This is a genomic window from Photobacterium pectinilyticum, from assembly GCF_024357955.1.
In the GTDB taxonomy this organism is placed as follows: domain Bacteria; phylum Pseudomonadota; class Gammaproteobacteria; order Enterobacterales; family Vibrionaceae; genus Photobacterium; species Photobacterium pectinilyticum.
Genome location: NZ_JANEYT010000001.1, coordinates 179,841 through 204,849, shown reverse-complemented (window position 1 = coordinate 204,849; position 25,009 = coordinate 179,841). Strand labels below are relative to the sequence as shown.

Genomic DNA, 25,009 nt, shown 5'->3' with positions numbered 1-25,009 from the left:
CTATTTACCTGCTTGCGAGTGTATTGATTAACATGGGGACAGCGTGTTCGACATGCTCAACCGAGAGGCCGAAAGCGACTCTTCCCTCACTCACAAACTGCTCTATTTCATGTTGCTTGGCTTGAATAGCGGGTTTAGCAATCGTGCAGCTTTGGGCAAAGCCAATGATAGCAATGGCGAGTGACAGTGCAGCACCCGCGCCGGTATTGCAGCAACCGATGTAATAGTCGAGCTCACCACTTTTTACTTTCATGGCGGCTTCCATATCGTTAAGGATGTGGCATTCAAACTGACCCGGCAGGGTTTGTTCAATTTGCGCTTTTATTTGCTCTCGTTGTAAGCCGGCAATTCCGATTTTTTTCATAATTTGACCTTTTATTGTTCTGTTTGTTATTGGAAAAGTTGGTTAGGGTTATGTCTCATCATGGTGTCGATTTCGGTTTGGCTGATGCCGTTTTCAAGCAGTAGAGGAATAAACGTATCAACCAAATAACAGAAACCGAGCCCACCGTTTTGTTGTAAGTGTGACCGACGGGTAATATCCATCGACAGCATGACTTGGTTTAACCTTCCGCGCTCTGATAGGGCTTTGAGCATGGCGATCCGGCGACTATCCGGGTAATAGGCGTTCTTACCAATAGTGTCGAATTGAACAAAGCAGCCTTGATCCAGCAACCACAAAATATCGTCAAGGTTGTCTTTCAGATCGCAGTGGCCGATAGTGACGCTTTGCATGTCGACGCCAAAACGATTTAGCAACTCAATCTGCTGGCGACCCATGGTGCTCATTGATTGGTGGGTCGAAATAGGGCGGCCGGTTTCAAAGTGTGTCATTGCGGCGGCTTCAAATACTTTTTTTTCAATGTCCGTAAAAGTACTTTGGCTGCTGCCTATTTCACCAATGACACTGGCTTTGAGCGAGCTTCCTTCTATGCCCACGACGATTTCACGGGTCATTTCCTGGCTGATGCTTTTTGCTGATTTGGAATACAGCTCGGGCGGAAAAAATCCCTCTATGTAATATCCAGTGGATAGGAGAATGTTTATACCTGTGTCGGATATTAAATTTTCAATAAATTGAGGATTTCTTCCCATAAAGGAATTTGTTACTTCAATGATGTTATAAACGCCTCGTTCAACAAGTGCATCCATCTCCGCTTTAATCAGCGCGTATTGATCCAGTCGGCAGTCGATATCACCTTTTTGAGTGGATAAATCAATGTGTAAATGTTCATGGCAATAGGTATAGCCATCCGCATCAATTAACATGCCTCCTCCTTCGCCAGACAAGCATGATAAATGGCGAACAAATTACTGATGAAAAACGAATTTTCTGAGGCTGGAACATCAATGAGGCCAGTCTGGAGGATGATGGCCTCATTGAGGGCTTGAATCGGCTCGTATGTATCATCCGTGAGGATCTCGTCAAGGATGTCCGGATCTAGCCCTTCAGCCACCGTGATTCCATTTTTAATTCGGTCATAAGCTCTGGCAAAGTGGGTCATAGCCATTTGGAACTGAGCATTATCCGGTGTAATGGCGAGATGCTGGCTGATAAGGCCGATAGCTATTTCCGTTGCTTGGCAGGCTTCATCGCTGATCACTTTAGTTTGTTGCAGCAGAGTGAGACGTTCCTTCATTGTTCTCTCCTGATCCGTAATTAGTAATTCGGGGTGATGTCGCCCCGCACCACTTGCTGCTGATGTTCAAGTAAAGCGGGAATATTAATCAGCTTTCTGAGCAGAGTGGTGATGTGGGGGTTCTCGCCACTCACCAGCATGACGGCTTCAGAAGCCAATTTACATTGTTCTATATGATCCAGTGGCCTCTCTGCCAAGCCGTATTTTTCCATGTCAATAGCTTCCGGCAGCCATACTACGGCATCAATGTCACCATTGAGTAACAGATTCATGCTGTCTGTATAGTTGATTTCTACAATCGTAACAGGCTTGTCTTGAAAAGCTGATTGAGTCAGCAACTTCTGGTCCGGTGAGTCCGGGTCAACACCAACATGTTCTATTTTGTTATATTCCCCTTGGCGAAAGATCAGCCTGTGGGAATGGGAGTAAGAATACTGTCCTAAGTCGATGGCAGTGACAAAACCTCCGGAATAGGTTTGTGCCGCTAACTTGGACATAATGGCAATATCATGGGAGCCTTCCAATAGGCATTCAGCTCTGACGCCAGCACCACGCATGTGGGCAAAATACAGAGGGAGATCTCCGATTTGCTGTTTTAGTCCACTGGCGAGCCCTTCATAGTGCTTGGTGTAAGGCAGTGGCATGGCACAGACAACATGAGAGAAGCCAGCCAGTTTTGCCAGGGCCCGGTAGTCGAGTTTGGCAATAAATGTACCGTTTCGCCCTTGTCTTGATAGCTCTACAGCTTCTTGTTGTTCAATCGTGGTTAGTGCTTTTTGGACGAAACCAACAGAAACCCCAATATCTTCAGATAGGGCATCAATAGTACGCAGTCGGTCATAGACTACCGTTGACATTAGATAGCGGGCAATGTTGATGATAGCAGCCCCTTCCTTACTGATATAATGCGTTTTCATATCACTTTGATTTAATCTTCAATATTTTGAATTATTAAAATAACAACTACTTCTCATTGCATATAGTCGGGGGGAGTGAAATTGAGACCTATATCAATAAATATTTACACCGGGCATGAGTGTGGTTGTATTCTCAGAAGACAGGCCTGCCTCTGAAATGGCTGACCATTGATCTATAGCGTTTTGAGCAGCTAACGGTGAAGCCTACTGCATCTTTATTGAATGCCAGAACTGATTTTTTGTGAAAGATTATGCTTTGTGGCACGATATGCTCGCCAGTTTAATTACCAAAGCTTGAAGTCGGTCACCCTATTTGCAACAAATATTGATAAAACGCATAGTTCTTTGTTGCTGGAGTGCATAATGTCACTGTTGTTCTGTTCCAGAGAAATGAAAGGTTACCAATATGTCTGATGTACCAGTATCTGTTACAACCGCCGCCGAAGTGATCCAGCCAGTTGCTGAATCTTCGGGTTCTATTTGGGGTTATGTAGCTGGTGGTGTTGCCTTACTGATTCTTGCCGGTTTCTTCGGTTACAAGATGATCAATAAGCCAGCATTTATTATCAATCGGGTGCGAAAGCGTAACCTGAAAGAGATTAAGAAGTTAGGTGTTGAAAATTCTGACTTCGTGAATGATTTAGATAAGCTGTTGGATTCTGTTGAGAATTACGCTACTAAAAACGGCATGAAAGGCACCGATGTGGTGAAAATCATTAGCCCAATGAACGATAGCGCTCGTATCAAAACAGCAGGTGATATGTACCAGTCAATGATTTACATTGCCAACGATATCAAAGATACGTCGCTGGCACGTGAGTTCAAGACTAAATCCAAGCAAGTTAAAGCAAATTCACCATTAATGGCTGGTTTGTTCAAGCGCGCAGGTATCTAAGCTTCCTTCGTTTATTGACGAAAAGTAACATACAAAACCGGTTGGTATCGCTCTGGGATTCAGAGTGATAACGACCGGTTTTTTTATGTCGGTATTAGTTAGAAGCATTAAATTGGTGGTTTTTTGTGATAAAGATCAACTTTTTGTGAAATGGTGTACTTCTGTTATCTGAAAAATAAATCCTGCATCACAACAGCAAACGTTGAGCTGTTACCATATGGCCAAACCCAATAATAACTACAGGGAACGAGGATGAGAGAGGTTGAATTTCGTACCGTTGACAGACTGTTTGTCAAGATGTCTGTCAACGATAAGTTTTGGGTGCTCTTTGCACTGATTGCCACGGTCGTCACGGCGATTGCCGGGTTGCATTACCGCCAAAGCGTTAGCCAACTTGAGCGGCAGCAATTGATGGTGACCGAAGCAAGACTTGCGGCAATGGTCGAAACAGTACAGGGTTCCGGTTTGGACAATGATGCCCAGCGCAACTTATTGCAACAACAAGGTGTGAACTTTACCGGCAATACCTACGGAACAGCCCGAGAGCAGGCGCAGATGGTGACATCAATGGGCATGGCGAGCTTGCCACAGGCGTTGTCCACATCATTCCAGGCAGAAAAAGATCAGGCCTTGCAGCGCTTTTTCTATTCACTGGCTGCACTCTTACCAATTGGTTTGCTGTGTTACTGGATAGCGACTTTCCTTGGCGGTGCGCTGTGGGTGATGCACCAAGCCACTAGGCGTATTGCCGATGGTGATTTGACGTCGCGACTGGGTTTCCACGTTGGCCGAGACGAGTTCGGTATCATCGGTTTTGAATTAGATCGCACTATGGATACCTTAAGCGAGCTGGTCAATACGGTGAAGCACAGTGCTCAGAACCTGCAGATTGCGGCAGGTAATTTCGGTAATGATGCACAAGGTGCAGGCCAACAAGTGAACCAGCAATACGCTTCGCTTGATTCAGTAGCGACGGCGATGGAAGAAATGACAGCGTCGGCTAAAGATATCGCTGGTTTGGCACAGCAAACCTCTGATCAATCGGATGCTGACATGCAAAGCATCGAGCAGGGTAATCGCAATGTTCAACAGGCGATTGTCAAAGTGACCCAGCTGTCTGAGCAAACCGACGAAGCCTCGCGTGCTGTTGGTAGCCTCAATGAGAAGGCCGAAGAAATCAATGCGGTGATCACCACGATCAATGCTATTTCTGAACAAACTAACTTGCTTGCGCTGAATGCGGCAATAGAAGCGGCCCGTGCCGGTGAGCAGGGGCGTGGCTTTGCTGTGGTTGCCGATGAAGTCAGAACGCTGGCGGGGCGCACGCAGCAGGCAACGGTTGAGATTCAGGCTATGATTGACAAGCTTCAGCTTGAGACGAACAGTATCTCCAACATTACCGCTGTGACGCTTGAGCAGTCGCACCACAGTCGTGAGATGATCACCGAAATCGGCCGCGACGTGGATAACATTGCCGAATCGGCACGTCAGGTGATGGACATGAGCACTCAAATTGCGACGGCGGCACATCAACAGACTACGGTTGCCAATGATATAGCCTCAGAGTTGCATGATATCCGTTCCCAGTCGGAAGTGATCCGTACTATGAGTGAACAGTCGATTGATAACAGCACCAGCTTGGCGGATACCTCGCGTCAGTTGGGTGATATTTTGCATAAATATCGTACCAATAGCTGAAACCTTAAATCAGCTTGAAAGATCCACAGCCCTTATGAGCCAGTTACTTTAGTAACTGGCTCTTTTGCATGGATTTGTGAATTCAGTATGGGGGAAACAATGGTTTTCATAACCAGAATGGAGCCTGGTCACGGCACGTTGCCCAGTTGCTTGCTAATCTGACTATATAGCCAGCGTGTTTCTGGCTGGATTGTAGAGGGGAAGCGCGTATGAATACTCAATTAACCGTAACATTGGCGGGAACAGATCATCCTCAACTTATCAATAAATTAGCAGCCAAGACTCACGAACTTGGTGGCAAGTGGCTGATCAGTAAGATTAACAGGCTGGATAACCAAGTTGTCGGGATTTTGAAGATTGATATTCCAGCACAATCTGCGGGTCAGCTAAGAGAGCTTTTCCAAGCCCAGCAAGAATTAGATATCCGGATCATAGAAGCGGCGGAGGTTGGTGAAATCAAAACCGACCATCTAACTTTGAAGGTCGAGTCGAGTGATCGTCCGGGTATCGTCAATGATATTACCCGTATTTTGGATAATATAGGCATCGGTATCGTGAAGATTGAAAACCACCGTATAGGTGTCCCTGATCTTGGCCAGGCTTTATTCTTTGCCGAGTTGCAAGTTGATGTGCCTACCGAAGTGGATACTGAACAGTTGCTTGAAGCGTTGCAGCAAGTCGACGATGGTCTGATTGTGAAAGTGTTAGAAACGGCTTAACGCTATAGCGTATTAAACACAACGCTAAAGAAGACAATAACAGGTACGGGTCCGTACCTGTATCGGGTGGATAGCTGGCGTTGATAGGATCGTAACGTTTATACCAACCTACATAAATATTTGCTCAGTCTTGCTGGTTAAAATCGATGTTCTCTGCGTTAGATATTTTGTAATTAGAGCCACTAGTTACTGCAATATCTGCTTTGATAACAACGATTTTTCCAGTGCAAATACTTGATCAACGACTTATCCAGATTGGTATTAGAACTCTTGGTTCATTTTGGCCAGGCTAGCAAGCAGTTGTTGCCGCTCTTCAGTACTGAGCTTTGCGGTGATGTCTTGCGTCAGGCTGAGATGAAGCTGATCGTGCTCGTGATACAGCTCCTCTCCTTCTCCAGTTAGCTCAACGAGAATCGATCGACGATCTGATTCATGCGGGCGGCGCACCAGAAGACCCAGCTTGACCATTTTATCGACCTGAACAGTCAGGGTACCGGTCGTCACGCCAATTTTATCCGCCAACTCCTTCATCCTCATTGCACCATGTGCACCTAGAATTTCAACGACATGAATCTGTGGCAGGGAGAAGCCCTTGCCACGGACAACGGATTGCTCCCAAGAAGAGAGCTTTTCGTAGAATTCAATGATGGTGTGGTTCAACTGTTCAATGTCTTTCATTTCTGTCTCGTTGTCAGTGTGCCGTTTGGCACGGGTTGACCTCTATCGTGAGATGACTAAGTTTATCGAACTCTTTCAGTAATTGCTTGTATTCGTTGGCTGCTTTGGGTTGGTGGGTCACCAGCGAAATCATCGCAGCATAATGGTCGGCGCTGATTTTCCAGATATGGATATCACTGACTTTGTTATCGGCATTACTTTCAAGTGTGTCGACAATTTTTTGTTGGTATTCATGGTCAATACTGCCATCAAGCAAGATTGGGCTGGTTTGCTTCATCAAGCCCCATGCCCAGCGAGTAATGATCACCGCACCGACCATGCCCATGATGGCGTCGAGCCAGTCGTAGCCAAGGTATTTACCAAACAACAGGGCAACGATGGCCAATAGAGATGTCAGGGCATCTGCCAATACATGGAAATAGGCTGCGCGGAGGTTATGATCGTGACCATGACTATGCCCGTGGTTATGGCTATGTTCATGGTGACCATGATCATCATGGTGGCTACCGTGCAACAAGAATACGCTGACGATATTGACTAATAAACCGATCACAGCCACAAGAATGGCTTCATTGAATTGTATGGTTTGTGGATTAAGCAGGCGATCTAAAGATTCAACCAACATCAGTAAGGCAACAAGGCCAAGTGCGATGGCACTAGTGAACCCTCCGAGCACACTGACTTTGCCTGTTCCGAACGAGAACGTTGGATTGTTGGTGTGTTTGCGGGCATAGCGGTAGGCAAACAGGGTAATGAGGAAAGCGGCTGCGTGGGTCCCCATGTGCCAACCATCGGCCAATAACGCCATCGAGCCAAAGAGTGTACCTGCGGTGATCTCCGCCACCATAGTCACGACTGTCAACCCTAGCACCCACCGCGTCCGCTGTTCCCCTTTATGGTTGATTGAAACAAAGTCATGGCTATGCTGCCATTGTTGCAAATTAGAACGGTGCATGAGTGTTCCCCTGATTGGTACAAGCTATTTTGTTTGATAATTATATATTTTGATGGTCAAGGTATTCTGTGATCATATAGTTTGAAAGTCAAAGTATATTGAGAGACGAGGGAATGCGTGGCACATAGAAAAACACCCTGCAGAGTTATGGTCTGCAGGGGAGAGGCTATAGCGTGATGACGCTTTTTAGATTAGCTGCATAGTGGTGATACAGGTGCGGCTGTTACCTTTGGTGCTCAGTACTTCCGTAGCTGTTTTGCCTTGGTAGGTGAAGGTGAACTGGTAGTTACCATTTTTCGGCATCCAGAAATCAATAAAACCGTCTTTCTGGGTTTTTACCATGCCAGATTGAACCACTTCATTGGTTTGGGTATCGGTAATTTCCACCGTCATGGCTTTGTTGACCATTTCTCCTTGGCAGCCAGTTGGAACATGGAAGGTACAGCCATGGGTCACGTTCTCGAACGGGGCTATAGAGAGTAGAAACTCTTCTTCAATGGGGACCGTCGCTTTTGAGCCGTCAGCAAACTCTGCATAGATAGCGTCAGGCATGATTCTCACGGTTGCCTCGCCAGTCCGGTGCCACTGATGGGATTGTTTCAGTGCCGCTTGCGGTGACAGCTTACTGAAAGCTTGTGCATCTGTATTTGCTAGCGCTTGTGCGCTGCTTAAAGAGAGTAGAAGTGCAGGTAGTAGGTATTTCATCGTATGTTCCATCTCGTTATTTCAAAATTGTATTACGCTTCATGCCGGCCTCGGAGTGGCCTGCTATGTTGCAAGAAAACTCAACAAAGTTCTGGCCCATGAAGTGCCATCCCATTTCTGCGGTTTCACCTGGTGCTAAGGTGAGAGTGGTTCCGTCATGGTGCTCCATATCCGGCATTGCCCGCATCATTTCGCGATGCTTGGCTTGTTCGTCGAGACTGCCGATGGAAAACTCATGGGGGATCTGGCCTTGGTTGGTGATAACAAACCGCACCACATCACCTTGTTGGATGGATAAGTTTGGCTCGAATTGCATTTTCATATCGTCGGTCAGTACCACTTGATAGGTTTGGCTCGCTTGAGTGACTGGTGCAGGCATACCAACGGCTGAGGCCATTGCGCCGTGGCCAGACATATTACCGTGCCCTTCGTGATGATGAGCGTGGTCCCCAGCGGCAAAACTCAAGGGAGTCGCCAATATTAGAGCCAGTGATAAGGTGGTTTTTATTATCATCATAGTTCCTTACCCGGTGCAGGGCACCGGGAATTGTGTTTGTCGTTATTGCGTGAGTTTGTAGCTAAAGCGTTTCCAAAGCTGGAAGGAGGCAGGTAATACCACAAGCGTGAGTAACAGCGCCGAGGACATACCGCCAATCATGGGTGCGGCAATACGTTGCATGACTTCCGAGCCAGTCCCTGAGCCGTACATAATAGGGATAAGGCCGATGATGACGGTGGAGACGGTCATCATGATTGGCCGCACCCGCAGTCCCGCCCCTTCCTGAATGGCCTTGTTGAGTGAAAAAAGCGTCAATGGCTTGCTGGTGTGCTCGGCTTCTTCTAGCTGGTACTTCCAGGCCTGATTGAGATAAACCAGCATGATGACCCCGATTTCTACCGCCACTCCGGCAAGGGCAATGAAACCGACACCGACGGCAATCGAGAAGTTGTAGCCCAGCCATTCCATCAACCATACCCCACCGACCATCGCCAAAGGCAGGGTACCCATGATGATTATGACTTCTCCAGCACGGCGGAAGCTCAAGTACAACAACAGCATGATGATGGCGATAGTCGCCGGTACCACCACAGTCAGTCGGGCCTTGGCCCGCTCCATGTACTCGTATTGGCCTGACCACACCAGCGAATACCCTGCGGGCAGTTCAAGTTGCTCGGCAACCACTTGCTGGGCATCCTCCACATAAGATCCGAGATCGCGACCATCAATGTCGATAAAGACCCAGCCGTTGGGGCGGGCATTTTCGGTTTTGATCATCGGCGGGCCATCTTCAAAGCGGATATCGGCGACATCAGCCAGTGCGATCCGAGCACCACTAGGAGTAACAAGAGGCAGGTTGCGCAATTTATCCAATGAATCTCGGTAGCTCTGCGGGTAGCGGACATTGATAGGGTAGCGCTCCAATCCCTCGACAGATTCTCCAACGTTCATGCCACCAACAGCGGTACTGATCACTTGCTGAATATCTCGGATGCTTAGGCCATAGCGGGCGGCTTCTCGGCGCTTGATATCCATGGTGATGTAGCGGCCTCCGGCGACTCGTTCGGCATAGACTGATGCTGTGCCTTCAACGCCTTGCAGTACGGTTTCCAGCTGGGCACCGATTTGCTCAATGTGTTTGAGATCTGGGCCGGCAATTTTGATCCCTATTGGGGTTTTAATACCGGTGGCCAGCATGTCGATACGGGTTTTGATCGGCATTACCCAGGCGTTGGTCAAACCGGGGAACTGAATCAAGCTATCCAGCTCACGCCGTAAGCTTTCTGTGGTGACGCCGTCGCGCCACTCTTCTTTCGGTTTGAGCTGGATAATGGTTTCGATCATGGTCAACGGTGCGGGATCAGTCGCGGTTTCTGCTCGGCCGATTTTGCCCCAGACGGTTTTTACTTCAGGGATGGTTTTGATCAGCTTGTCGGTTTGTTGCAACAGTTCTCGCGCCTTACCGATTGATATGCCAGGGTAGGTGGTAGGCATGTACATTAAGTCGCCTTCATCCAGCGGTGGAATGAATTCGCTACCCATCTTTTGCATTGGATAGTAGGCCGATGCCATCAACGCCAGTGCAATCACAATGACTGTTTTTGGGAACGCCAAGCTGAAATTAAGCAATGGACGGTAGAGTGCAATCACCAAGCGGTTGATGGGATTCTTATGTTCGGGCATCACGTTGCCACGGATCAGGTAGCCCATCAGTACCGGTACCAAGGTGATTGCCAAGCCAGCGGCCGACGCCATGGCAAAGGTTTTGGTGAAGGCCAGTGGCGAGAACATTTTGCCTTCTTGGCCTTCCAAGGCAAACACAGGTACAAAGCTTAGGGTGATGATAATCAGCGAGAAAAAAAGCGGTGCGCCGACTTCTTCTGCTGCTCGGCTGATCACCTGCCAGCGGTTTTTATCCGTGAGTGGGGTCCGTTCAATGTGTTTGTGGACATTCTCGATCATCACGATGGCACCATCGACCATAGCGCCGATCGCAATCGCAATCCCCCCGAGTGACATGATGTTAGCGTTGATCCCCTGCCAGTGCATGATGATAAATGCAGACAGAATGCCGATAGGCAAGCTGATAATCACTACCAGTGATGAACGGAAGTGGAATAGGAATAGGGCGCAGACGATGGCGACAACAATAAATTCCTCGAGTAATTTCTCGTAGAGGTTCTTTACTGCGCTGTCGATCAAGCCTGAGCGGTCATAGGTGGTTACGATCTCCACGCCATCAGGCAAGCTGCGCTCTAGATCAGCTAGCTTGTCTTTAACGTTGTTGATGACTTCTTGGGCATTTTCGCCAAAGCGCATGACGACAACCCCGCCAACCGCTTCGCCTTCACCGTTGAGTTCCGAGATCCCGCGGCGCATTTGTGGACCGAGGTTAATATCGGCAATATCACCAAGTAACAGTGGTGTGCCTTTGTCGGTGACTTTGAGCGGTATGTTCTTGAGGTCGTCGATGTTGGTAACATAGCCGGTTGCCCGCACCATGTGCTCAGCTTCGGCCAACTCAATCACCGAGGCTCCCGCTTCTTGGTTACCGGCCTGAATCGCCATATTGACCTGTTGTAGCGTCAGATTATAGGCGCGTAGTTTGTTGGGATCAATTTGGACTTGGTACTGTTTGACCATACCGCCAACCGTGGCGATTTCCGATACGCCTTCAACGGTTTGCAGCTCGTATTTTAGGAACCAGTCTTGCAAGCTTCGCAGCTCGCTCAAATCGTATTGGCCGGTTTTATCAACCAGAACATAGCTGTAAATCCAGCCGACACCGGTAGCATCAGGCCCTAATGTTGGCTTGGCGCTGTCGGGTAGGTTTGGGGCGACTTGGCTTAAGTATTCCAATACCCGCGAGCGTGCCCAGTACATATCGGTCTCATCGTTGAAGATGATATAGACATAGGAATCGCCGAAGAAGGAATAACCACGAACCGTTTCTGCCCCCGGTACTGCCAGCATGGCAGTGGTCAGCGGGTAGGTGACTTGATCTTCTACCACTTGCGGTGCTTGGCCGGGATAGCTGGTTTTGATTATGACCTGTACATCAGACAAATCTGGGATGGCATCAATCGGAGTTTGCTTGACGCTGTATAGGCCGGAAGCAATTAAAAAAGCGGTGGCAACCAAAACCAGAAAACGGTTTTGGATTGACCACCGGATCACGGCACCGATCATTGTTCAGTCTCCTTAGTCGCTGGAGTCTGGATATCATGTTCCATGTTTTGATGGTCGTGGGCGCTGTGATCTATACCGCTGTGCTCGATCATTGCACCACTTTCTCCGCTATCTGCTTCTATACCTGAAAGCGTGTACTGGCCATTGTCCTGCTTGGTCACTAGAAATCGTACCGACTGGCCACCGACCAATTGGTTTAGGTCACTGTCATCGCTGACCGTAAAATCCATGGTCATGGCAGGCCAGCCCCATTCAGGGATGGGTGGGTGCTCTATCGTTAGCATCTTATGATCCAGCATGATATTTCGGATCACCCCGGTGGTGTGGACTTGGCTGGAAGGTTGACTCAGTGTCTGGGTGTTGATGCGGCTGAGATCGGCGCTTTGGCTCGATTCAGAATCAAGCATAAAGTGAGCCGAGGTCACGACGGTGTCGTCAGTCGTCAGCCCGTCAATAACCTCAATCATGCCAGCAGCGGTACGCCCCGTTTTAATCCGTACTGAGCGGTATTTGCCTTCACCGAGGGCGAGGACAACACGGGCCATATTGCCAGAGCGGATCACGGCTTGCTCCGGTACCACTAATACCGATTCCTCGGTTTGCGGGATCAAGGTTAAGTTGGCAAACATGTTAGGTTTTAGGTTGGTTTCGCGGTTACTGAACTTCAAGCGCACCCGTAATGTACGGGTTGCAGGATCTAAAATCGGATAGATGTAGTCGACCCGGCCCTGCCAACGTTTACCCGGAAGGGCATCGACCCACATATCCGCACTGGTACCGGGTTTGATCCAATGGGCTTGGCGCTCAAACACCTCGGCATCAACCCAGATATCAGAAAGAGAACCACCGCTAATAACGGTTTGCTGTGGTGACAAGTAAGCACCATTACGGATGTTAAGGGTCGCAATGACCCCATCGGAAGGGGCTTTGATCGCAATGTACTGACGCGGTTTGTCGCGGCGAATAATATCGCTGATCTGGCCGTTATCCACGCCTAATGAACGCAAGCGATCTTTGGCGCCATTGACCAGCACCGCTTTACCCATGCGCTTGGCATTGAGCAGCTCTTCCTGGGCTCGGACTAAGTCTGGCGAGTAAATTTCAAACAGTACCTGCCCAGCAAGCACACGCTCACCAATGGCATTGACACTGAGGTTTTGGATCCAGCCACTGACACGGCTGTTGATCTGCCATAGCTGGCTTTCATCAAAACTAACATAGCCCACGCTATCAATTTTTGGGGCGAGCTGCTGGCGTTCAACCTGGGTTGTTTTGACGCCGAGGTTGTTCTCAACCGCTGAATTGATAGTGACGGTACCGGCCGGGTCATCATTGCCGCCTGCAAGATCTTCTTCATAGACTGGGATCAAATCCATGCCCATCGGTGATTTACCTGGCTTATCACGCTGGTAGTTCGGATCCATGGGAGCGACCCAGTAAAGAGGCTCGTTGCTAGCTGCTTGGCTGTTTGTGTCATGGCTTGTGCCTAATGGCTTATTAGCGAAATAGGCGTTCGTGAAATAGCCCAGGCCAGCACCAATGGCGAGAGCGATGAAGGCAACAGAAAATGACTGTTTCATGATATCCCTTAATATTTGTTCAGCAGGTAAGCCAAGGTGTTGTTTGTTTGTTGTAAGTCGGCGGCAAGGCGTGCCTGTTCCAGCTCGATGGCCAGTTCTTCACTGGCTGCCCGGATATATTCATCCAACTGGCTGGTATTGTTTTGATAGCCTCGCTCGACCGCTTGGGTTTTTTCCTTGGCTTGCTTTAGCAAGGCTGAGCGGTAGCGATCCAGACGCTGCAGGGTGTTATCCCTGTTGATAACGGCAGCACTGATCTGTGCATGCATCTGGCGCAGCATGAGATCACGCTGTGTTTTGGCCGCCCCGACCTGATGCTGGGCGGCTGATAGCTTTCTGTCCTGGCGTTTTTCGGTGAACAGCGGGAGATCCACGGTGACATAGGCGCTGACCAAGTCTGGAGCGGCAGAGCCATCCATACGATCCGCCTGACGATGGGCATACATCACCTCAACACCGAACTGTGGTTGGTAGGATTCATTGGCAATCTCGACACCGGTTTCACTACTTTTGATCAGCTCATCTGTCACGAGAATATTCGGATGGCTGGCGAGTTGTTGATAGTGATCCTGTGTAGACGCAGCTAGATAGGCTTGCAGAGCCTGCCATTGTGGATAGGCTTTGGGTTTGATCTGCCAAGCTTGTTCTCCTAACCATTCAGATAACTGGGCACGCAGCTGCTGTTGCATCTGTTGGTTTGACTGAAGTTGGTCATCAATTTTGTTGACTTGTAACTCGGCTTGGATCAAATCCTGCACTTGGCTAGCCCCGACACCGTAGTTGGTGCTGAGGTAGCGGGTGAGTTCGCGGAAGAGATCTTGGTTTTGTTTAATCAATCGCTGGCTTTGTTCAAGGTAGGCCAGTTCGATCCAGCTAGTTGTAATCGCTTTGGTGACATCCAGCTTGCGGATATCGGCTTGTTTGCGAATACTCCCGGCTTGTTGCCGGCTCTGCTTTTGCAGCAGGGATAAGCTATCGCCACGACCAAATTGTTGCATTAAGCCGACCGAAATATTGGTCATTGGGTCTTCATCGAAAGCAAAGCTATCGACCGGTAAACCGCCGATACCCACTTTCACTTTGGGATCCATAAGTTGGCTATTGGCAATCCCCATTTCGCTGATCGCATCAGCCTGAAACTGTATTTGCTGTTGGGCAACATCATGTTCAACCGCCCAGTTAATAAGTCTCTTTAGTGTTGCTGGCTCTGAATGGGCATGTTCTGGATAAGAATTCGCCCAAGAACTGGCGGCAAAACCAATGAGAGACACCATGCGGATCGCACGGAATATCTTGTTGTTATACATATTTTTTCACTTTTTCGACGTAAATAGCGACTGGACAAGCGAACTGGCCCAGTGATGTAAACGGAAGCGAATTAGTGAATAGGGGGGCGGAGGCTATTTTCGGGGCGGGAAATTGGAGCACTTACCAATAAACGCTGGGGAGTACCTTGAGCGGATAAGTTTACTTGTGCGAGATAAAATTCGGGCAGGGTGGAGTATTGACAATGGCTGCTGTTGCAGCTTTTGCAATGCTTGTTATTGCTATCATTGCCGCAGTGGTTGGCGTCCATTGTCGAACCATCAGCGCAGTTATCACAGTGAAGCATGCCTTGGTTATGAACACTGTGATGAGCAGTGCTCTGGGTCGTCGATGCAGCAGAGTCTGTATGATGGCTTGAACTTGTTTGTTGACTTGGCATGGTTTGATGACCAGACATAGCAAAAACTGGGTTGATAATCAGGCTGATTATCAATACCAGAAGTAATGCCAGCATATTGTGCGGTCGGCGCAAGATCATCAATATCTAACTGTAAATTATAAGATTGCCAATAAGTGTAAACCTTCCCCTAGGGGAAACGTCAATAAAAAGAAGTGGCCAATTAGCCACTTCTTACTATTGAGATGGTTTAGGGGTTAGCTCGCCGCTTCTGGCTCAATTTCAGCGGTGAGTTTTTGTGGTGCAGACTCTACGTCGGCAGCCTCAACCTCAATGGTTTCATTCGCCACTTTTTCTGTTATTGCTTCTTCAGGCACTTCTTCATTAGCCACAGCTTCTACAAGTGCTGGTTCTTCGGCAACGGCTTTCTCTGTAGCTTCTAGAGCTGTCTCGTCTTCTGAGGCTGTCTCTTGTTCTTGTGCTAAATCTTCTGATTGCTCGCTCGCTTGGGTGTAAGCTGCAACAAGGGAGGTATTCAGTTCAGCAACCTTGGCTTCCAATTGCTTCATTTTCTCACTGGTTTGAACGCTAGCTTGCTGCTCTGCTGTCAGTGATGCTTCAAGCTCAGTGACTTTTTTCTGCTCGTCAGTCAGCTGCGCCAAAAGTTGTTGTAAGCTCTGCTCACCTTCGCTTGATTGGGTTTTCTGCTCTTCAATCAGAGAGACAAGAAGTTTGCCTTGTTGATTAATCGAGTTATCACGCAGGTCGTCACTACCAAGTGCTTTAGAAATGTTGACCAGTAGTTTTTCAAACGTCAGTACATGACGCTCATAGTCTTTTTCTGGTAATGCTTTTAATTGCTGTACTACGTCAGCGATGTGCTCGGCATGCTGTAGCGAGAACATGGCTTCAGCTGCCTTGTCTTCAATCTCGTTAATCGAACGAGGCTCAGCACCAATGAAGGCTTCAGCAGCAGTCACACGAGTTGCGGCTACAGCTAGGGTATCTGGCGCATGCAGTGCCGTGTTACTCGTCTTCAATCGTGCCAATTCTTTTTGTGCATCGGATAGATAAATACGAGTAACTGTTTTGACTTCTAGCGCACGCTGGCGGCTTACTAAATCCGGTTGGCCAGATGTAGCACGTTCTGTTCTGTCCTCTGCAATAAAGTTGACCAATGTTTGCAGCTGAGTGTCTAAACGAGCATTAGTTTTCGGATAATATTCATTAACGTCTAAAGACGCTAATTGTGCACGGTAAGAAAATGCTTCATCGAGAACAGATAATGCTTTCTCGCGGATCATTTCTGCTTTTGCAATATTTAAGTTGAATTGGTTTAGCGCGTCTTCAGTTGCTTGAATATTGGTTCTTGAGCTAAAGAAGCCGGTACTACTGCGGGCTTTGCTTGGGTCCGTTTCAAACAAAGCGTAGTACTCTTTGGCATCACTGAGTGCTTTATCTGCATCTTGGTAGTGCTTAGTTGCAAACCAAGGAAGGTCATCCGCTTTTGCATTGCTAAGCTTTTCTTTAGCTTGATTAATGCTCTGAGCAATTGAATTTATCTGGGTGGAGATTTCAGACTGATTGCTTTCTAGAGGAAGTGTTTTTGTTGCATCAGAATCAGACGCACAGCCTGATAAAAGTACAGTAACAGCAATGGCTGACAGTGTTAGTCCCTTTTTCATTACAGCTCCAACGGGTATGTATATGAGTAAAAATATGTTTTGAAAATATAATTATATTTTTTGCGGTAAAGATTGTAGAACGATATAAAAATAAGTTAAATACCAATGATTTAATTATTTATTTAAAAACATGTCAATTGAATAAAGTGACTTTTTCATGGCGAGTAATGGTCAGTTAGTCATTATTTTGACGGGCGTTGTACCTATTGGGTATATGTTTAAAATGGAAATAGGTAAGCAGCTTGAGGATGAGCTTCGCTGGGTATTAATACCAACCTACATAAATATTTGATCAGTCTTGCAGGTTAAAATCGCTGTTCTCTGCGTTAGATATTTTGTAATTAGAGCCACTAGTTACTGCAATCTCTGCCTTGATAACAACGTTTTTTCCAGTGAAAATACTTGATCAACGACTTATCCAGATTGGTATAAGCTGCTTGTTTGAGATGCAGTAATGATAGGCAGTGACTACTCACCGCCCTCATCGGCGAGGGTTTACGCGAAATTGCTCAAAGAGGTCGGGCTATTGGGCTTTTGACACTTTTTGTGCTTTTAACTTGGCTTCTAGATCCCCTTTCACGATATTGATCGCAGACAATCCTGTTTCAAGATCGACCTCATTGCTTTCGAGTAGGTAGATAAGATCCACCGCTAATTTGATATCGTCCGGGGCGTTGTCTAGGGGTGATGATGTTGATTCAGTCATAATGCTCACGTTGTCTGGTTAGTTACAAGGGCGCTGCGCCAATATATCCAGCGCTGAGTATATAAGCTGGGCATGCAGGTTGACCAGATGTTGATGTTCACTGCGGTAACCACCGCCAACGACAGCTGCAACGGGGATACTGGTATTATGGCAAAGGGTCAATACTAAATGATCGCGCCGGTAAATACCGTCGGTACATACGTTGAAGTAGCCCAATTCATCGTGCTGGTGGATATCAACTCCGGCATCGTAGAGCACCATATCCGGTTGGTGCTGTGCCAGCGCAAGGTGCAGAATACCGGCAAAAGCGTCGAGGTATTCTTCGGTGGTCGTTTCCCTAGGCAGGGCGAGATCGATATCTGAGGCTGGCTTACGGGCGGGGAAATTCTTGTCGCAGTGGACGGAAAAAGTAATGATCTCCGGATCATCAGCCAATAAGGTTGCCGTTCCATCACCATGGTGGACATCACAATCAATGATCATGACCTTGTCGATACCGTCTAGGGTAAGGGCGTGGCGGGCAGCAAGTGCCAGATCGTTAATGAGACAAAAACCACTGCCAAAATCATGATGGGCGTGATGATAGCCGCCGCTAAGGTGGATCCCGATGCCGTGCTGGTAAGCTAAATCGACGGTTAGCTTGGTGCCACCCGAAGAGGTCAGGGTACGCTCAATAAGCTGCGTACTCCATGGAAAACCAATTCGACGCATTTTTGCGGCAGGCAAGGTGTTGCTAAACAGGGCATCAATGTAATCGGGGTGGTGCAGTTGTTTGACCTCATCAATGCTGATGGGGTGTGGCTGGTGCAACTGCAGCTGAGGGTGTAAGCCGAGTCGCAACTCTTGGTTTAGGTGCTGATACAGCATCCGATATTTGTGGATGGGGTAGCGATGCTGCGGTGGCAGATCAAGCTCTGAGTAAATAGGGTGATAAACCAAATGAAGTGCCATTAACCTTTTCGCTCCCGCATACTGATCTGCTTTTCGAGTTTTGCTAGTGCGGCGCGGCAGCGGTACAAGCGATCAGCCAAGGTTGCGGCTTCGCTCTCCAAACTTTGTCGCTCTTCAACTGAGCGGCAGCGGCTCACTGCACGCTCTTTGTTGCGCTGCATCGTCGTTAAGCGTTTGGCCCATTCTTGGTGCTGGGCGAGATCTTGCTTGAGTTCATATATCGGCTTGCGCCAGCTCCTTGTTCGTTGCGGTTCATTTTTGCGAATTTGCTGCGTGGCCAGTTCCCGCTGTACCGCCTGGATTTGTGAAACGATGCGTTCACAAATATGCTGGGTACGGCTGGGGGCGAGCTTTCCTTGGGTGTGCTCACGGCTGAGTGCCAGAATTTCTTCACGGATTTCCTCGACACAAGGGACCAGCAGTTTACTGCGGCAATGAAACAGCTGCTCATCAAATAGCGGACGCTGGGCTTCTCCCCGCTTGCTATCGGTTCTGGCAGCCTCGTCGGTCAATTGGGTAGCGATTTCTTCCAGTCGTTGGAAGTCGAGCATAGTATGACTCCAGATTCAGCGGCGGGTTAAAACCAGGCCTGCAGGGCCAGTTTGATGGCTAGAACAATAACCACGGTGACAAAAACGGGCCGGATGAAGCGTGCGCCAAAGCGAATGGCAGAATGAGCGCCGATATAGGCACCGATCATCAGGCAGACGCCCATTGTTAGGCCTAGCAATACATTAATATGCCCTAAGATGGCAAAGGTCACCAGTGAGGTTAGGTTACTGGTAAAGTTCATCGCTTTGGCAAGGCCTGATGCCATCAGGATATCGAGACGGTACAGCGCCATATTCGACACGGTCCAGAAGGCACCGGTTCCGGGGCCTGCAACGCCATCATAGAAACCTAAGCTTGTTCCCTGTGCCCACTGTTTTTTGGTCAGGTTAGCGGATTTTTCCGGTAAGCGGTGGCTATTCCCTTTGGGGTGTGGATGCCAAAGGGTATAAACCGCAGTGGCTAGAATGATCAGCGGTAGCGCTTTCTCTAACCATTCGGTAGAAATCATATCAACCACCAGGGTGCCGCCAATCGCACCGATAAGGGTGGCGATGAAGGACTGACGCCAAAAAGAGGGTGAAAAAAGCTGTTTTTTGTAATAGGCCCATGCCGCTGTAGAAGAAGCAAAAGTGGCTGCCAGTTTATTGGTGCCTAATGCAATGTGAGGCGGCAGGCCAATAGACAACAGGGCGGGGACGGTTAGCATACCCCCTCCACCCGCGACCGCATCGATAAAACCGGCCAGAAGGGCAATTAATCCAAGTAAGAGCCACATTCCTGGCTCTATCATTTCAATCATGAGTCGTTATCAACTATATCTACTATTTGACGTGTTCTATGACACGTTCGAAAGGTGGTAATGAGTCGAGCAAGGCTTTGCCGTAGCGTCTGGTGATCACCCGGCGGTCGAGCAGCACGACTCTCCCTGTATCATCTTCTTTACGCAGCAGGCGTCCCACCGACTGGATAAGCTTCTTGCTCGCTTCCGGTACCGAGATTTGTAAAAACGGGTTACCACCGCGGCTTTCAATGTACTCTGCGTGGGCTTCTTCTACTGGCGAGGTCGGCACCGCGAAAGGGATCTTGGTTATGATCAGATTTTTAAGTAAATCACCTGGCAAATCAAGACCTTCGGAGAAGCTACCAGTACCAAACAAAATGCTGGTTTTACCTTTTTTACAGTTCTCTTTATGTTTTTTTAGAGTGGTTTGACGTGACTCTTCACCTTGAACAAGGAGTTCCCACCGGTTCTTTTTCGCCAGAGGTCGGAGCTTGTCTGCGACTTGGTTCATCTGCCAATAGGAAGAAAATAAGACAAGGCTAGATGTTTCCCCTTCGAGGTATTCTGGCAGGGTGTCGATAAGCAAATCGGTAAATTTGTCTGCTTGCGGCTCGAGAGGTAGGGCCGGGATCACCAGTCGGGCGTTATTTTGGTAGTCAAACGGTGAGGCCAGGGCTAAGAAGCGGGTGGCTTCTTTTTCATAAATACCGGCCTGGCGACAAAAGTAGTCAAACTGGTTCAATGCCCGTAGGGTTGCCGATACCAGAATTGAGCCCACAGCGCGGCTCCATAGTAATTGATCGAGGCGGTAGCCGACTTCAAGCGGGGAGACTTCAATAACGTAGTCATTCTCACGGTCTTGGCTTTTTTCTATCCAGCGTGCGAGCGGGGCGCCTTTGTCCTTGTTGGGCTGGGCCATTAAGCTCCAGACCTTCTCAAGGTTTTCAAGTCGCTGTAAATAAAAGCCGGATTCGGTAAGTGCTTGTTCACCGAGTCTTGGTAAGATTTCATTGTCTTTCGTGCGCTCGGAGATCAAATCGTGGATTTTCCCCAATGCTTGTAAGGCTTTCTTGCTGGCATCTTTACACCCCTTGGCTTCTTCTTGCAGCCATGCTGGAAGTTCGCCGTGTTCAAAGCGGTAAACGCCGTCTTTATTGAATTGGCTGTCATCGATGCTGCTGGCGATTTGGCGCAGTGTTGGAATCAGCGTCGCAATGTTCTCGCTCAATGCGGTCTGGAACCGGCCTGATTTTTTGTAATCGGCCAACTCTGCCAATTTACCGACAGATTGGTTGAGCTTTTCCAACCAGCTGGCTGCACCTTTAAGGCTGGCTGCTGCCGAAGAAAAGTCACGCGCAACTTGGGGTAAATGATGTGCTTCATCAATAACATAGATGGTTTTCTCCGGCTCCGGCAAGATAATTCCGCCGCCCAATTCTATGTCTGCCATTAGTAAGGCATGGTTGGCAATAATGACATCGGCTTTTTCGAGGTGCTCTCGCGCCTTGGCGAATGGGCAATCCCGGTGCTTAGGCAAGCCAGCATGACAGCTGTGCTTATCGGCAACGATCTGCTGCCAGACACGGTCCGGGATGGTGGTTGGCCAACTGTCCCGGTCGCCATCCCATTTCCCGCCCTCGCTGGCTATCAACATCCGCTTCAAAAGGTCTAAATCCGACTTTTTAGGTTTTTCATCCCAAAGGCTAACCTGCTGACTTTCGTCACTATTACAGCTGGATTCCAATTTATGATTGCAACAATAGCGTTGACGGCCCTTGGCCAAGATAAAGCTGAACTCTTTGGGGTAAATACGGTTGAACAAAGGCAAGTCTTTATTGATCAGCTGCTCTTGCAGGGCAACCGTCGCGGTGGAAATCAACACCTTCTTGTTGTTGAACACCGCAAACGGGATCGCCCCTAGTAGGTAGGAGAGTGATTTACCAATTCCTGTCCCGGCTTCACCGACCAGCATGCGGTGTTTGGCATGGTATTCACCGCCAAGTGTCTTGGCTATCTCTGCAACCAGATAGTTTTGAGCTCTTCTAGGTATAAAGTTATCGAGCTGATTGCCCAGGTTCTCATAGCACTGCTTGATATCACTCTTTATCTGGTTGTGTAGCATAACTGAAACTTCATCGGGACAGGGGCGCGCATTATAGCACGAACATCTGAATGTGACCGCTCACTGGTTTTTGAGCTTTGCCTTTTAAAAATGAGAACCAGTTCACGAAATAAGATTGAACTAGTGGGAAGCAGATCTGTGCCGATGGTTTTTAATGCTAAATCACCACAAATATCTGCTAGTCGCGGTGTTTTGCGCTTCTAGTTGCTTTATTTTGCTAAATTTGTAGTTTTTTGTGTTGATAATTCATGCATTACTTTTTTATGAATAGGTATTTTTTATATAAAAACAATGCTCAATTAGCATGCGTGTATTTTGTAACCTGTTGAATTTAATGCCTGTTAATGTTTTTTTAGTTTAGCTTTAGAAGATTTGACACAAAGAGGAATCTTCTGTCAGGATGAGTTCCATAAATTTCGACTCTTTAGTTTTCTTAATGCGTTATATGTTTGTAGGGCATGGAAAACTGGGGATAAAAAAAGAAAAGGAATTCTGGAAACAGGAATTCCAGTCTAAATAAGAAAAGGCAGTGGATATTATGAAAAAGACTCTTCTAGCTCTAGCAGTACTAGCAGCAGGCTCAGCGCAAGCTGGCATCAACCTATATGACGCAAACGGCGTTCTCGTTGACCTTACCGGTGCTGCGGAAGTTCAGTTCATGCAAGGATATGCCCAAGATAGCAACGCAGAATTACGTTTGGATGATGGTGATCTACAGTTAAATACTACGATTGCACTATCTAACCAGCTAAATGCGGTTGCCGGTATCGGTTTCTCGTTTGATGATAATGCTGACTCAAAGGTATCAAACGATAAGTTGTTCGTCGGTCTTGGTGGTGATTTTGGTACCCTAACGTTCGGTCGCCAGCTCTTGATTGCCGATGACTCAGGTATCGGTAAAGATTACGAGCTAGGTGGTGACGGTCTGGATTTTGTGCAGGCTGAAGGTAATCGGGCTATCAAATACGTTTTCGATAACGGCCAGTTCTATGCCGGTATTTCTGGTATTGTTGGTGAAGATAATGATAGTGATACAACAGATACCGATATTATCGATGGTCGTCTAGGTGCCCGCTTTGGTGACTTTGATGCCCGTGTATACCTATACTCAGGTTCTGATGTTAAAGGTTCATTCACTTCATTCTTTGGTGATGGCTCCGTTCTTGACATTGACGGTTATAATCTAGAGGCAGAATACTACATGGGCGCTATCGCCCTATCTGCTTCTTTCGGTCAAGTTGAGTATGAAGATAATACCGGTAAAGTTGAAGCTGACACAGCAGCCCTTGCTGGTTCATACACTATGGACAAAACCACCTTTGCTCTTGGTTACACTTACTTAAATGCTGACTTTAAGTCTACAGCTGGCGGCAAAGACTCTGAAGATGCCAACACTTTCTATGCGAACGTGACTGAGCAGCTTCACAGCAACGTAAAAGCTTACGCTGAAATCGGCTACACAGACGTTGACGACGCAGAGTTCGGTTATGTAGTTGGTATGGAAGTCATCTTCTAATCGTCATTTTCGGTTAAGAAACGCTCCCAAAAAAAGCCGCCTCATTCAGGCGGCTTTTTGTTATCTTAGTGATGACAAAATTGTGTTATGACAGCAAGTAAGGGATTAACAATGAATAAATGGTTAGTGGCCATTGGGCTAATGGCGCTGCCGGTGGGCCTGCAGGCAGCCACACTGAGTACCGGCCAAAACATCAAGCTGCTGGTAGTGGATGGTAAGCAAGTCGAGTCAACGTTTTGGTCAGAAGCCGACAGTATTGAGCTGACCGAAGGTCAACATCAGGTAGTGGTTCGTTTTGACGGCGAAGTTAAAGATGGCTCGAAGAGCAAGATGTACACTACGCGACCATACCTGTTTGAGATGGATGTGCCCAAACAGGATGCCACTATTGTCTTGCCTCGATTATCGAGCCTGAGTCAGGCTAAAGCCTATTTCCAGCGCGGCCCTGAATGGCAGCTTGAATTGGCGGATGGCACCACGAAGGCGCTTGAGCATGTCGAGTTGCAAGGCAAAGGTTTCGCGTCTTATAGCGACATGGAAGGCTTGGTTGCCGATTACAACCGTGAACACGGGATCACTTTTGAAGAAGGTTACGCGGTCGATCTAGAACAGGCAACAGTCGAAGTGAGTGATAAAGGGGAAGTCAGCATCACTGGCGATGCATTTATCCAGCTCAAGCTCTGGTATAGCAAAGCCAATGCGGAAGAAAGAGTTGCTTTTGAGCAATGGGTTAAGCAGCAATCAGCGCCCTAATGACAAGCCGTATTCAGGGCGGTACTGTATTAGCTGAAACCCTGATATACCAAGAGGCGGGAGAGCTCGCTTATTGGTGTATTAGTTGTCGTGGTGGTAGCGGCTGTGCTCGCGGCAACTGCTGCAGCGCGGTTGAGCTGGGTCTTTTTCAAGATCTTCAATTGCAATTTCATCTTCGCAATCGACACACAGTCCATACATCCCCAGCTTGACCGAGCATACTGCCGCGTCAATGCGCTCCATTCGAACGGCCAAATCAAATAGGTTGGGAATGAATGCAGATTTGGCCATCACGATTAACTCGCTCAATTCGGCATCCTCAATCGCTGTTGCCGACGGCACCAAGGTATTGAGTAGCATCTCGTGCTTGAGTTCGCGTGACAACATACCGTGCTCTTGTTCCAGGCGCTGTTGCAGCTGCTCGTAAAGTTTATCTGACGTTGTCATAAGCCTTTTATTATTTTATTAGTGATTATTTCAGTCTAAGACGATCCTTGAGAATGATTGTGATTTGAATCAAATAATTATGGGGTTGTATGGCAATAACCATAAATTCTCTCGGTTTTTGTCGTAGTACCTTTCCGCTATATTGATTGCACAAATAAATGGCGGCCTAAGAGCTGTTAATACCTAATCAATCAATAAAGGAAGTCTACCATGGAGCAGGGATTTCAAGATCCGTATAACGTTAAATATTTCTTCGGTTTTGTTGCTGTGTTGGCGCTGCCGACACTACCCGCAATCTTAACTTGGATCGGTATGCTTACCTCATAAGCACTGACGATGCTTATGAGGCTTGAAATAA

At 47.9% G+C, this 25,009-nt stretch carries 24 protein-coding genes; 6 read left to right on the top strand and 18 right to left on the bottom strand.

Annotated elements, in window-relative coordinates; genetic code table 11:
* Nucleotides 1–4 precede the first annotated feature (4 nt).
* From NHN17_RS00925 to yhfZ, 4 genes are read right to left on the bottom strand one after another with little or no spacing between them, the layout of a single operon-like run.
* Nucleotides 5–364 (bottom strand): DUF2620 domain-containing protein, encoded by a 360-nt coding sequence (locus tag NHN17_RS00925; protein WP_255040216.1) that lies wholly within the window; start codon nt 362–364, stop codon nt 5–7.
* 26 nt (nt 365–390) lie between these two features.
* A complete protein-coding gene (locus tag NHN17_RS00920; RefSeq protein WP_255040214.1) occupies nt 391–1,269 on the bottom strand; it encodes a phosphotriesterase family protein in 879 nt (292 codons plus the stop codon).
* Nucleotides 1,263–1,640, bottom strand: coding sequence for a hypothetical protein (locus tag NHN17_RS00915; RefSeq protein WP_255040213.1), 378 nt, complete (start codon nt 1,638–1,640; stop codon nt 1,263–1,265). Before NHN17_RS00915 ends, NHN17_RS00920 begins: the two co-directional genes overlap by 7 nt.
* Before the next feature lie 20 nt (nt 1,641–1,660).
* Nucleotides 1,661–2,557, bottom strand: a complete 897-nt coding sequence (yhfZ, locus tag NHN17_RS00910) for a GntR family transcriptional regulator YhfZ (protein ID WP_255040211.1) — start codon at nt 2,555–2,557, stop codon at nt 1,661–1,663.
* Nucleotides 2,558–2,963: 406 nt separating this feature from the next.
* Here yhfZ and NHN17_RS00905 point away from each other — a divergent pair, with 406 nt between their 5' ends.
* The 3 genes from NHN17_RS00905 to NHN17_RS00895 all read left to right on the top strand — a co-directional run bounded on the left by NHN17_RS00905 (nt 2,964) and on the right by NHN17_RS00895 (nt 5,869).
* The gene (locus NHN17_RS00905; protein WP_255040210.1) at nt 2,964–3,452 is read left to right on the top strand and encodes a hypothetical protein; all 489 of its coding nucleotides are present in this window, start codon (nt 2,964–2,966) and stop codon (nt 3,450–3,452) included.
* A 252-nt stretch (nt 3,453–3,704) separates the two neighbouring features.
* Complete coding sequence (locus tag NHN17_RS00900; RefSeq protein ID WP_255040209.1) at nt 3,705–5,150, top strand: methyl-accepting chemotaxis protein; 1,446 nt, start codon at nt 3,705–3,707, stop codon at nt 5,148–5,150.
* 209 nt (nt 5,151–5,359) lie between these two features.
* The gene (locus tag NHN17_RS00895) at nt 5,360–5,869 is read left to right on the top strand and encodes a glycine cleavage system transcriptional repressor (RefSeq protein ID WP_255040208.1); all 510 of its coding nucleotides are present in this window, start codon (nt 5,360–5,362) and stop codon (nt 5,867–5,869) included.
* Between the two features lie 261 nt (nt 5,870–6,130).
* On the opposite strand, the gene NHN17_RS00890 is transcribed toward NHN17_RS00895, so the two are convergent.
* The 7 genes from NHN17_RS00890 to NHN17_RS00860 all read right to left on the bottom strand — a co-directional run bounded on the left by NHN17_RS00890 (nt 6,131) and on the right by NHN17_RS00860 (nt 14,782).
* The gene (locus NHN17_RS00890; RefSeq protein WP_255040207.1) at nt 6,131–6,547 is read right to left on the bottom strand and encodes a MarR family winged helix-turn-helix transcriptional regulator; all 417 of its coding nucleotides are present in this window, start codon (nt 6,545–6,547) and stop codon (nt 6,131–6,133) included.
* Nucleotides 6,548–6,560: 13 nt separating this feature from the next.
* Nucleotides 6,561–7,502, bottom strand: coding sequence for a CDF family Co(II)/Ni(II) efflux transporter DmeF (gene dmeF, locus NHN17_RS00885; protein ID WP_373689524.1), 942 nt, complete (start codon nt 7,500–7,502; stop codon nt 6,561–6,563).
* 186 nt (nt 7,503–7,688) lie between these two features.
* Nucleotides 7,689–8,207: a CueP family metal-binding protein gene (locus tag NHN17_RS00880; RefSeq protein WP_255040206.1), complete on the bottom strand. Its 519-nt coding sequence runs from the start codon at nt 8,205–8,207 to the stop codon at nt 7,689–7,691.
* A gap of 16 nt (nt 8,208–8,223) precedes the next feature.
* A complete protein-coding gene (locus tag NHN17_RS00875) occupies nt 8,224–8,724 on the bottom strand; it encodes a cupredoxin domain-containing protein (RefSeq protein ID WP_309243474.1) in 501 nt (166 codons plus the stop codon).
* A 42-nt stretch (nt 8,725–8,766) separates the two neighbouring features.
* Nucleotides 8,767–11,895, bottom strand: a complete 3,129-nt coding sequence (locus NHN17_RS00870) for an efflux RND transporter permease subunit (protein ID WP_255040205.1) — start codon at nt 11,893–11,895, stop codon at nt 8,767–8,769.
* Entirely contained in the window at nt 11,892–13,475 is a 1,584-nt protein-coding gene (locus NHN17_RS00865; RefSeq protein ID WP_255040204.1) for an efflux RND transporter periplasmic adaptor subunit, read from the bottom strand. Before NHN17_RS00865 ends, NHN17_RS00870 begins: the two co-directional genes overlap by 4 nt.
* 8 nt (nt 13,476–13,483) lie before the next feature.
* Nucleotides 13,484–14,782 (bottom strand): TolC family protein, encoded by a 1,299-nt coding sequence (locus NHN17_RS00860; RefSeq protein WP_255040203.1) that lies wholly within the window; start codon nt 14,780–14,782, stop codon nt 13,484–13,486.
* Nucleotides 14,783–14,985: 203 nt separating this feature from the next.
* On the opposite strand from NHN17_RS00860, the gene NHN17_RS00855 reads away from it, so the two are divergent.
* Nucleotides 14,986–15,159 (top strand): hypothetical protein, encoded by a 174-nt coding sequence (locus tag NHN17_RS00855; RefSeq protein WP_255040202.1) that lies wholly within the window; start codon nt 14,986–14,988, stop codon nt 15,157–15,159.
* Between the two features lie 236 nt (nt 15,160–15,395).
* Here NHN17_RS00855 and NHN17_RS00850 read toward each other — a convergent pair whose 3' ends face one another.
* From NHN17_RS00850 to dinG, 6 genes are all read right to left on the bottom strand, one after another.
* The gene (locus NHN17_RS00850) at nt 15,396–16,823 is read right to left on the bottom strand and encodes a coiled-coil domain-containing protein (RefSeq protein ID WP_255040201.1); all 1,428 of its coding nucleotides are present in this window, start codon (nt 16,821–16,823) and stop codon (nt 15,396–15,398) included.
* Nucleotides 16,824–17,346: 523 nt separating this feature from the next.
* Nucleotides 17,347–17,529: a pleiotropic regulatory protein RsmS gene (rsmS, locus tag NHN17_RS00845; RefSeq protein WP_303629285.1), complete on the bottom strand. Its 183-nt coding sequence runs from the start codon at nt 17,527–17,529 to the stop codon at nt 17,347–17,349.
* An 18-nt stretch (nt 17,530–17,547) separates the two neighbouring features.
* On the bottom strand, nt 17,548–18,480 hold the full coding sequence (locus tag NHN17_RS00840) for a histone deacetylase family protein (RefSeq protein ID WP_255040200.1): 933 nt from the start codon (nt 18,478–18,480) through the stop codon (nt 17,548–17,550).
* Nucleotides 18,480–19,031: a primosomal replication protein gene (locus NHN17_RS00835; RefSeq protein ID WP_255040199.1), complete on the bottom strand. Its 552-nt coding sequence runs from the start codon at nt 19,029–19,031 to the stop codon at nt 18,480–18,482. Before NHN17_RS00835 ends, NHN17_RS00840 begins: the two co-directional genes overlap by 1 nt.
* Before the next feature lie 26 nt (nt 19,032–19,057).
* Nucleotides 19,058–19,831 (bottom strand): sulfite exporter TauE/SafE family protein, encoded by a 774-nt coding sequence (locus NHN17_RS00830; RefSeq protein ID WP_255040198.1) that lies wholly within the window; start codon nt 19,829–19,831, stop codon nt 19,058–19,060.
* Nucleotides 19,832–19,853: 22 nt separating this feature from the next.
* On the bottom strand, nt 19,854–21,935 hold the full coding sequence (gene dinG, locus NHN17_RS00825) for an ATP-dependent DNA helicase DinG (protein ID WP_255040197.1): 2,082 nt from the start codon (nt 21,933–21,935) through the stop codon (nt 19,854–19,856).
* 538 nt (nt 21,936–22,473) lie between these two features.
* On the opposite strand from dinG, the gene NHN17_RS00820 reads away from it, so the two are divergent.
* On the top strand, nt 22,474–23,451 hold the full coding sequence (locus tag NHN17_RS00820) for a porin (RefSeq protein ID WP_255040196.1): 978 nt from the start codon (nt 22,474–22,476) through the stop codon (nt 23,449–23,451).
* A 111-nt stretch (nt 23,452–23,562) separates the two neighbouring features.
* Nucleotides 23,563–24,204, top strand: a complete 642-nt coding sequence (locus NHN17_RS00815; protein ID WP_255040195.1) for a YccT family protein — start codon at nt 23,563–23,565, stop codon at nt 24,202–24,204.
* A gap of 81 nt (nt 24,205–24,285) precedes the next feature.
* On the opposite strand, the gene NHN17_RS00810 is transcribed toward NHN17_RS00815, so the two are convergent.
* Nucleotides 24,286–24,651 (bottom strand): conjugal transfer protein TraR, encoded by a 366-nt coding sequence (locus tag NHN17_RS00810; RefSeq protein ID WP_255040194.1) that lies wholly within the window; start codon nt 24,649–24,651, stop codon nt 24,286–24,288.
* Nucleotides 24,652–25,009 lie beyond the last annotated feature (358 nt).

Coding starts and splice junctions, on each gene's coding strand:
- NHN17_RS00925 (WP_255040216.1), bottom strand. CDS start 364: ATGAAAAAAATCGGAATTGCCGGCTTACAACGAGAGCAAATAAAAGCG.
- NHN17_RS00920 (WP_255040214.1), bottom strand. CDS start 1,269: ATGTTAATTGATGCGGATGGCTATACCTATTGCCATGAACATTTACAC.
- NHN17_RS00915 (WP_255040213.1), bottom strand. CDS start 1,640: ATGAAGGAACGTCTCACTCTGCTGCAACAAACTAAAGTGATCAGCGAT.
- yhfZ (WP_255040211.1), bottom strand. CDS start 2,557: ATGAAAACGCATTATATCAGTAAGGAAGGGGCTGCTATCATCAACATT.
- NHN17_RS00905 (WP_255040210.1), top strand. CDS start 2,964: ATGTCTGATGTACCAGTATCTGTTACAACCGCCGCCGAAGTGATCCAG.
- NHN17_RS00900 (WP_255040209.1), top strand. CDS start 3,705: ATGAGAGAGGTTGAATTTCGTACCGTTGACAGACTGTTTGTCAAGATG.
- NHN17_RS00895 (WP_255040208.1), top strand. CDS start 5,360: ATGAATACTCAATTAACCGTAACATTGGCGGGAACAGATCATCCTCAA.
- NHN17_RS00890 (WP_255040207.1), bottom strand. CDS start 6,547: ATGAAAGACATTGAACAGTTGAACCACACCATCATTGAATTCTACGAA.
- dmeF (WP_373689524.1), bottom strand. CDS start 7,502: ATGCACCGTTCTAATTTGCAACAATGGCAGCATAGCCATGACTTTGTT.
- NHN17_RS00880 (WP_255040206.1), bottom strand. CDS start 8,207: ATGAAATACCTACTACCTGCACTTCTACTCTCTTTAAGCAGCGCACAA.
- NHN17_RS00875 (WP_309243474.1), bottom strand. CDS start 8,724: ATGATGATAATAAAAACCACCTTATCACTGGCTCTAATATTGGCGACT.
- NHN17_RS00870 (WP_255040205.1), bottom strand. CDS start 11,895: ATGATCGGTGCCGTGATCCGGTGGTCAATCCAAAACCGTTTTCTGGTT.
- NHN17_RS00865 (WP_255040204.1), bottom strand. CDS start 13,475: ATGAAACAGTCATTTTCTGTTGCCTTCATCGCTCTCGCCATTGGTGCT.
- NHN17_RS00860 (WP_255040203.1), bottom strand. CDS start 14,782: ATGTATAACAACAAGATATTCCGTGCGATCCGCATGGTGTCTCTCATT.
- NHN17_RS00855 (WP_255040202.1), top strand. CDS start 14,986: ATGGCTGCTGTTGCAGCTTTTGCAATGCTTGTTATTGCTATCATTGCC.
- NHN17_RS00850 (WP_255040201.1), bottom strand. CDS start 16,823: ATGAAAAAGGGACTAACACTGTCAGCCATTGCTGTTACTGTACTTTTA.
- rsmS (WP_303629285.1), bottom strand. CDS start 17,529: ATGACTGAATCAACATCATCACCCCTAGACAACGCCCCGGACGATATC.
- NHN17_RS00840 (WP_255040200.1), bottom strand. CDS start 18,480: ATGGCACTTCATTTGGTTTATCACCCTATTTACTCAGAGCTTGATCTG.
- NHN17_RS00835 (WP_255040199.1), bottom strand. CDS start 19,031: ATGCTCGACTTCCAACGACTGGAAGAAATCGCTACCCAATTGACCGAC.
- NHN17_RS00830 (WP_255040198.1), bottom strand. CDS start 19,831: ATGATTGAAATGATAGAGCCAGGAATGTGGCTCTTACTTGGATTAATT.
- dinG (WP_255040197.1), bottom strand. CDS start 21,935: ATGCTACACAACCAGATAAAGAGTGATATCAAGCAGTGCTATGAGAAC.
- NHN17_RS00820 (WP_255040196.1), top strand. CDS start 22,474: ATGAAAAAGACTCTTCTAGCTCTAGCAGTACTAGCAGCAGGCTCAGCG.
- NHN17_RS00815 (WP_255040195.1), top strand. CDS start 23,563: ATGAATAAATGGTTAGTGGCCATTGGGCTAATGGCGCTGCCGGTGGGC.
- NHN17_RS00810 (WP_255040194.1), bottom strand. CDS start 24,651: ATGACAACGTCAGATAAACTTTACGAGCAGCTGCAACAGCGCCTGGAA.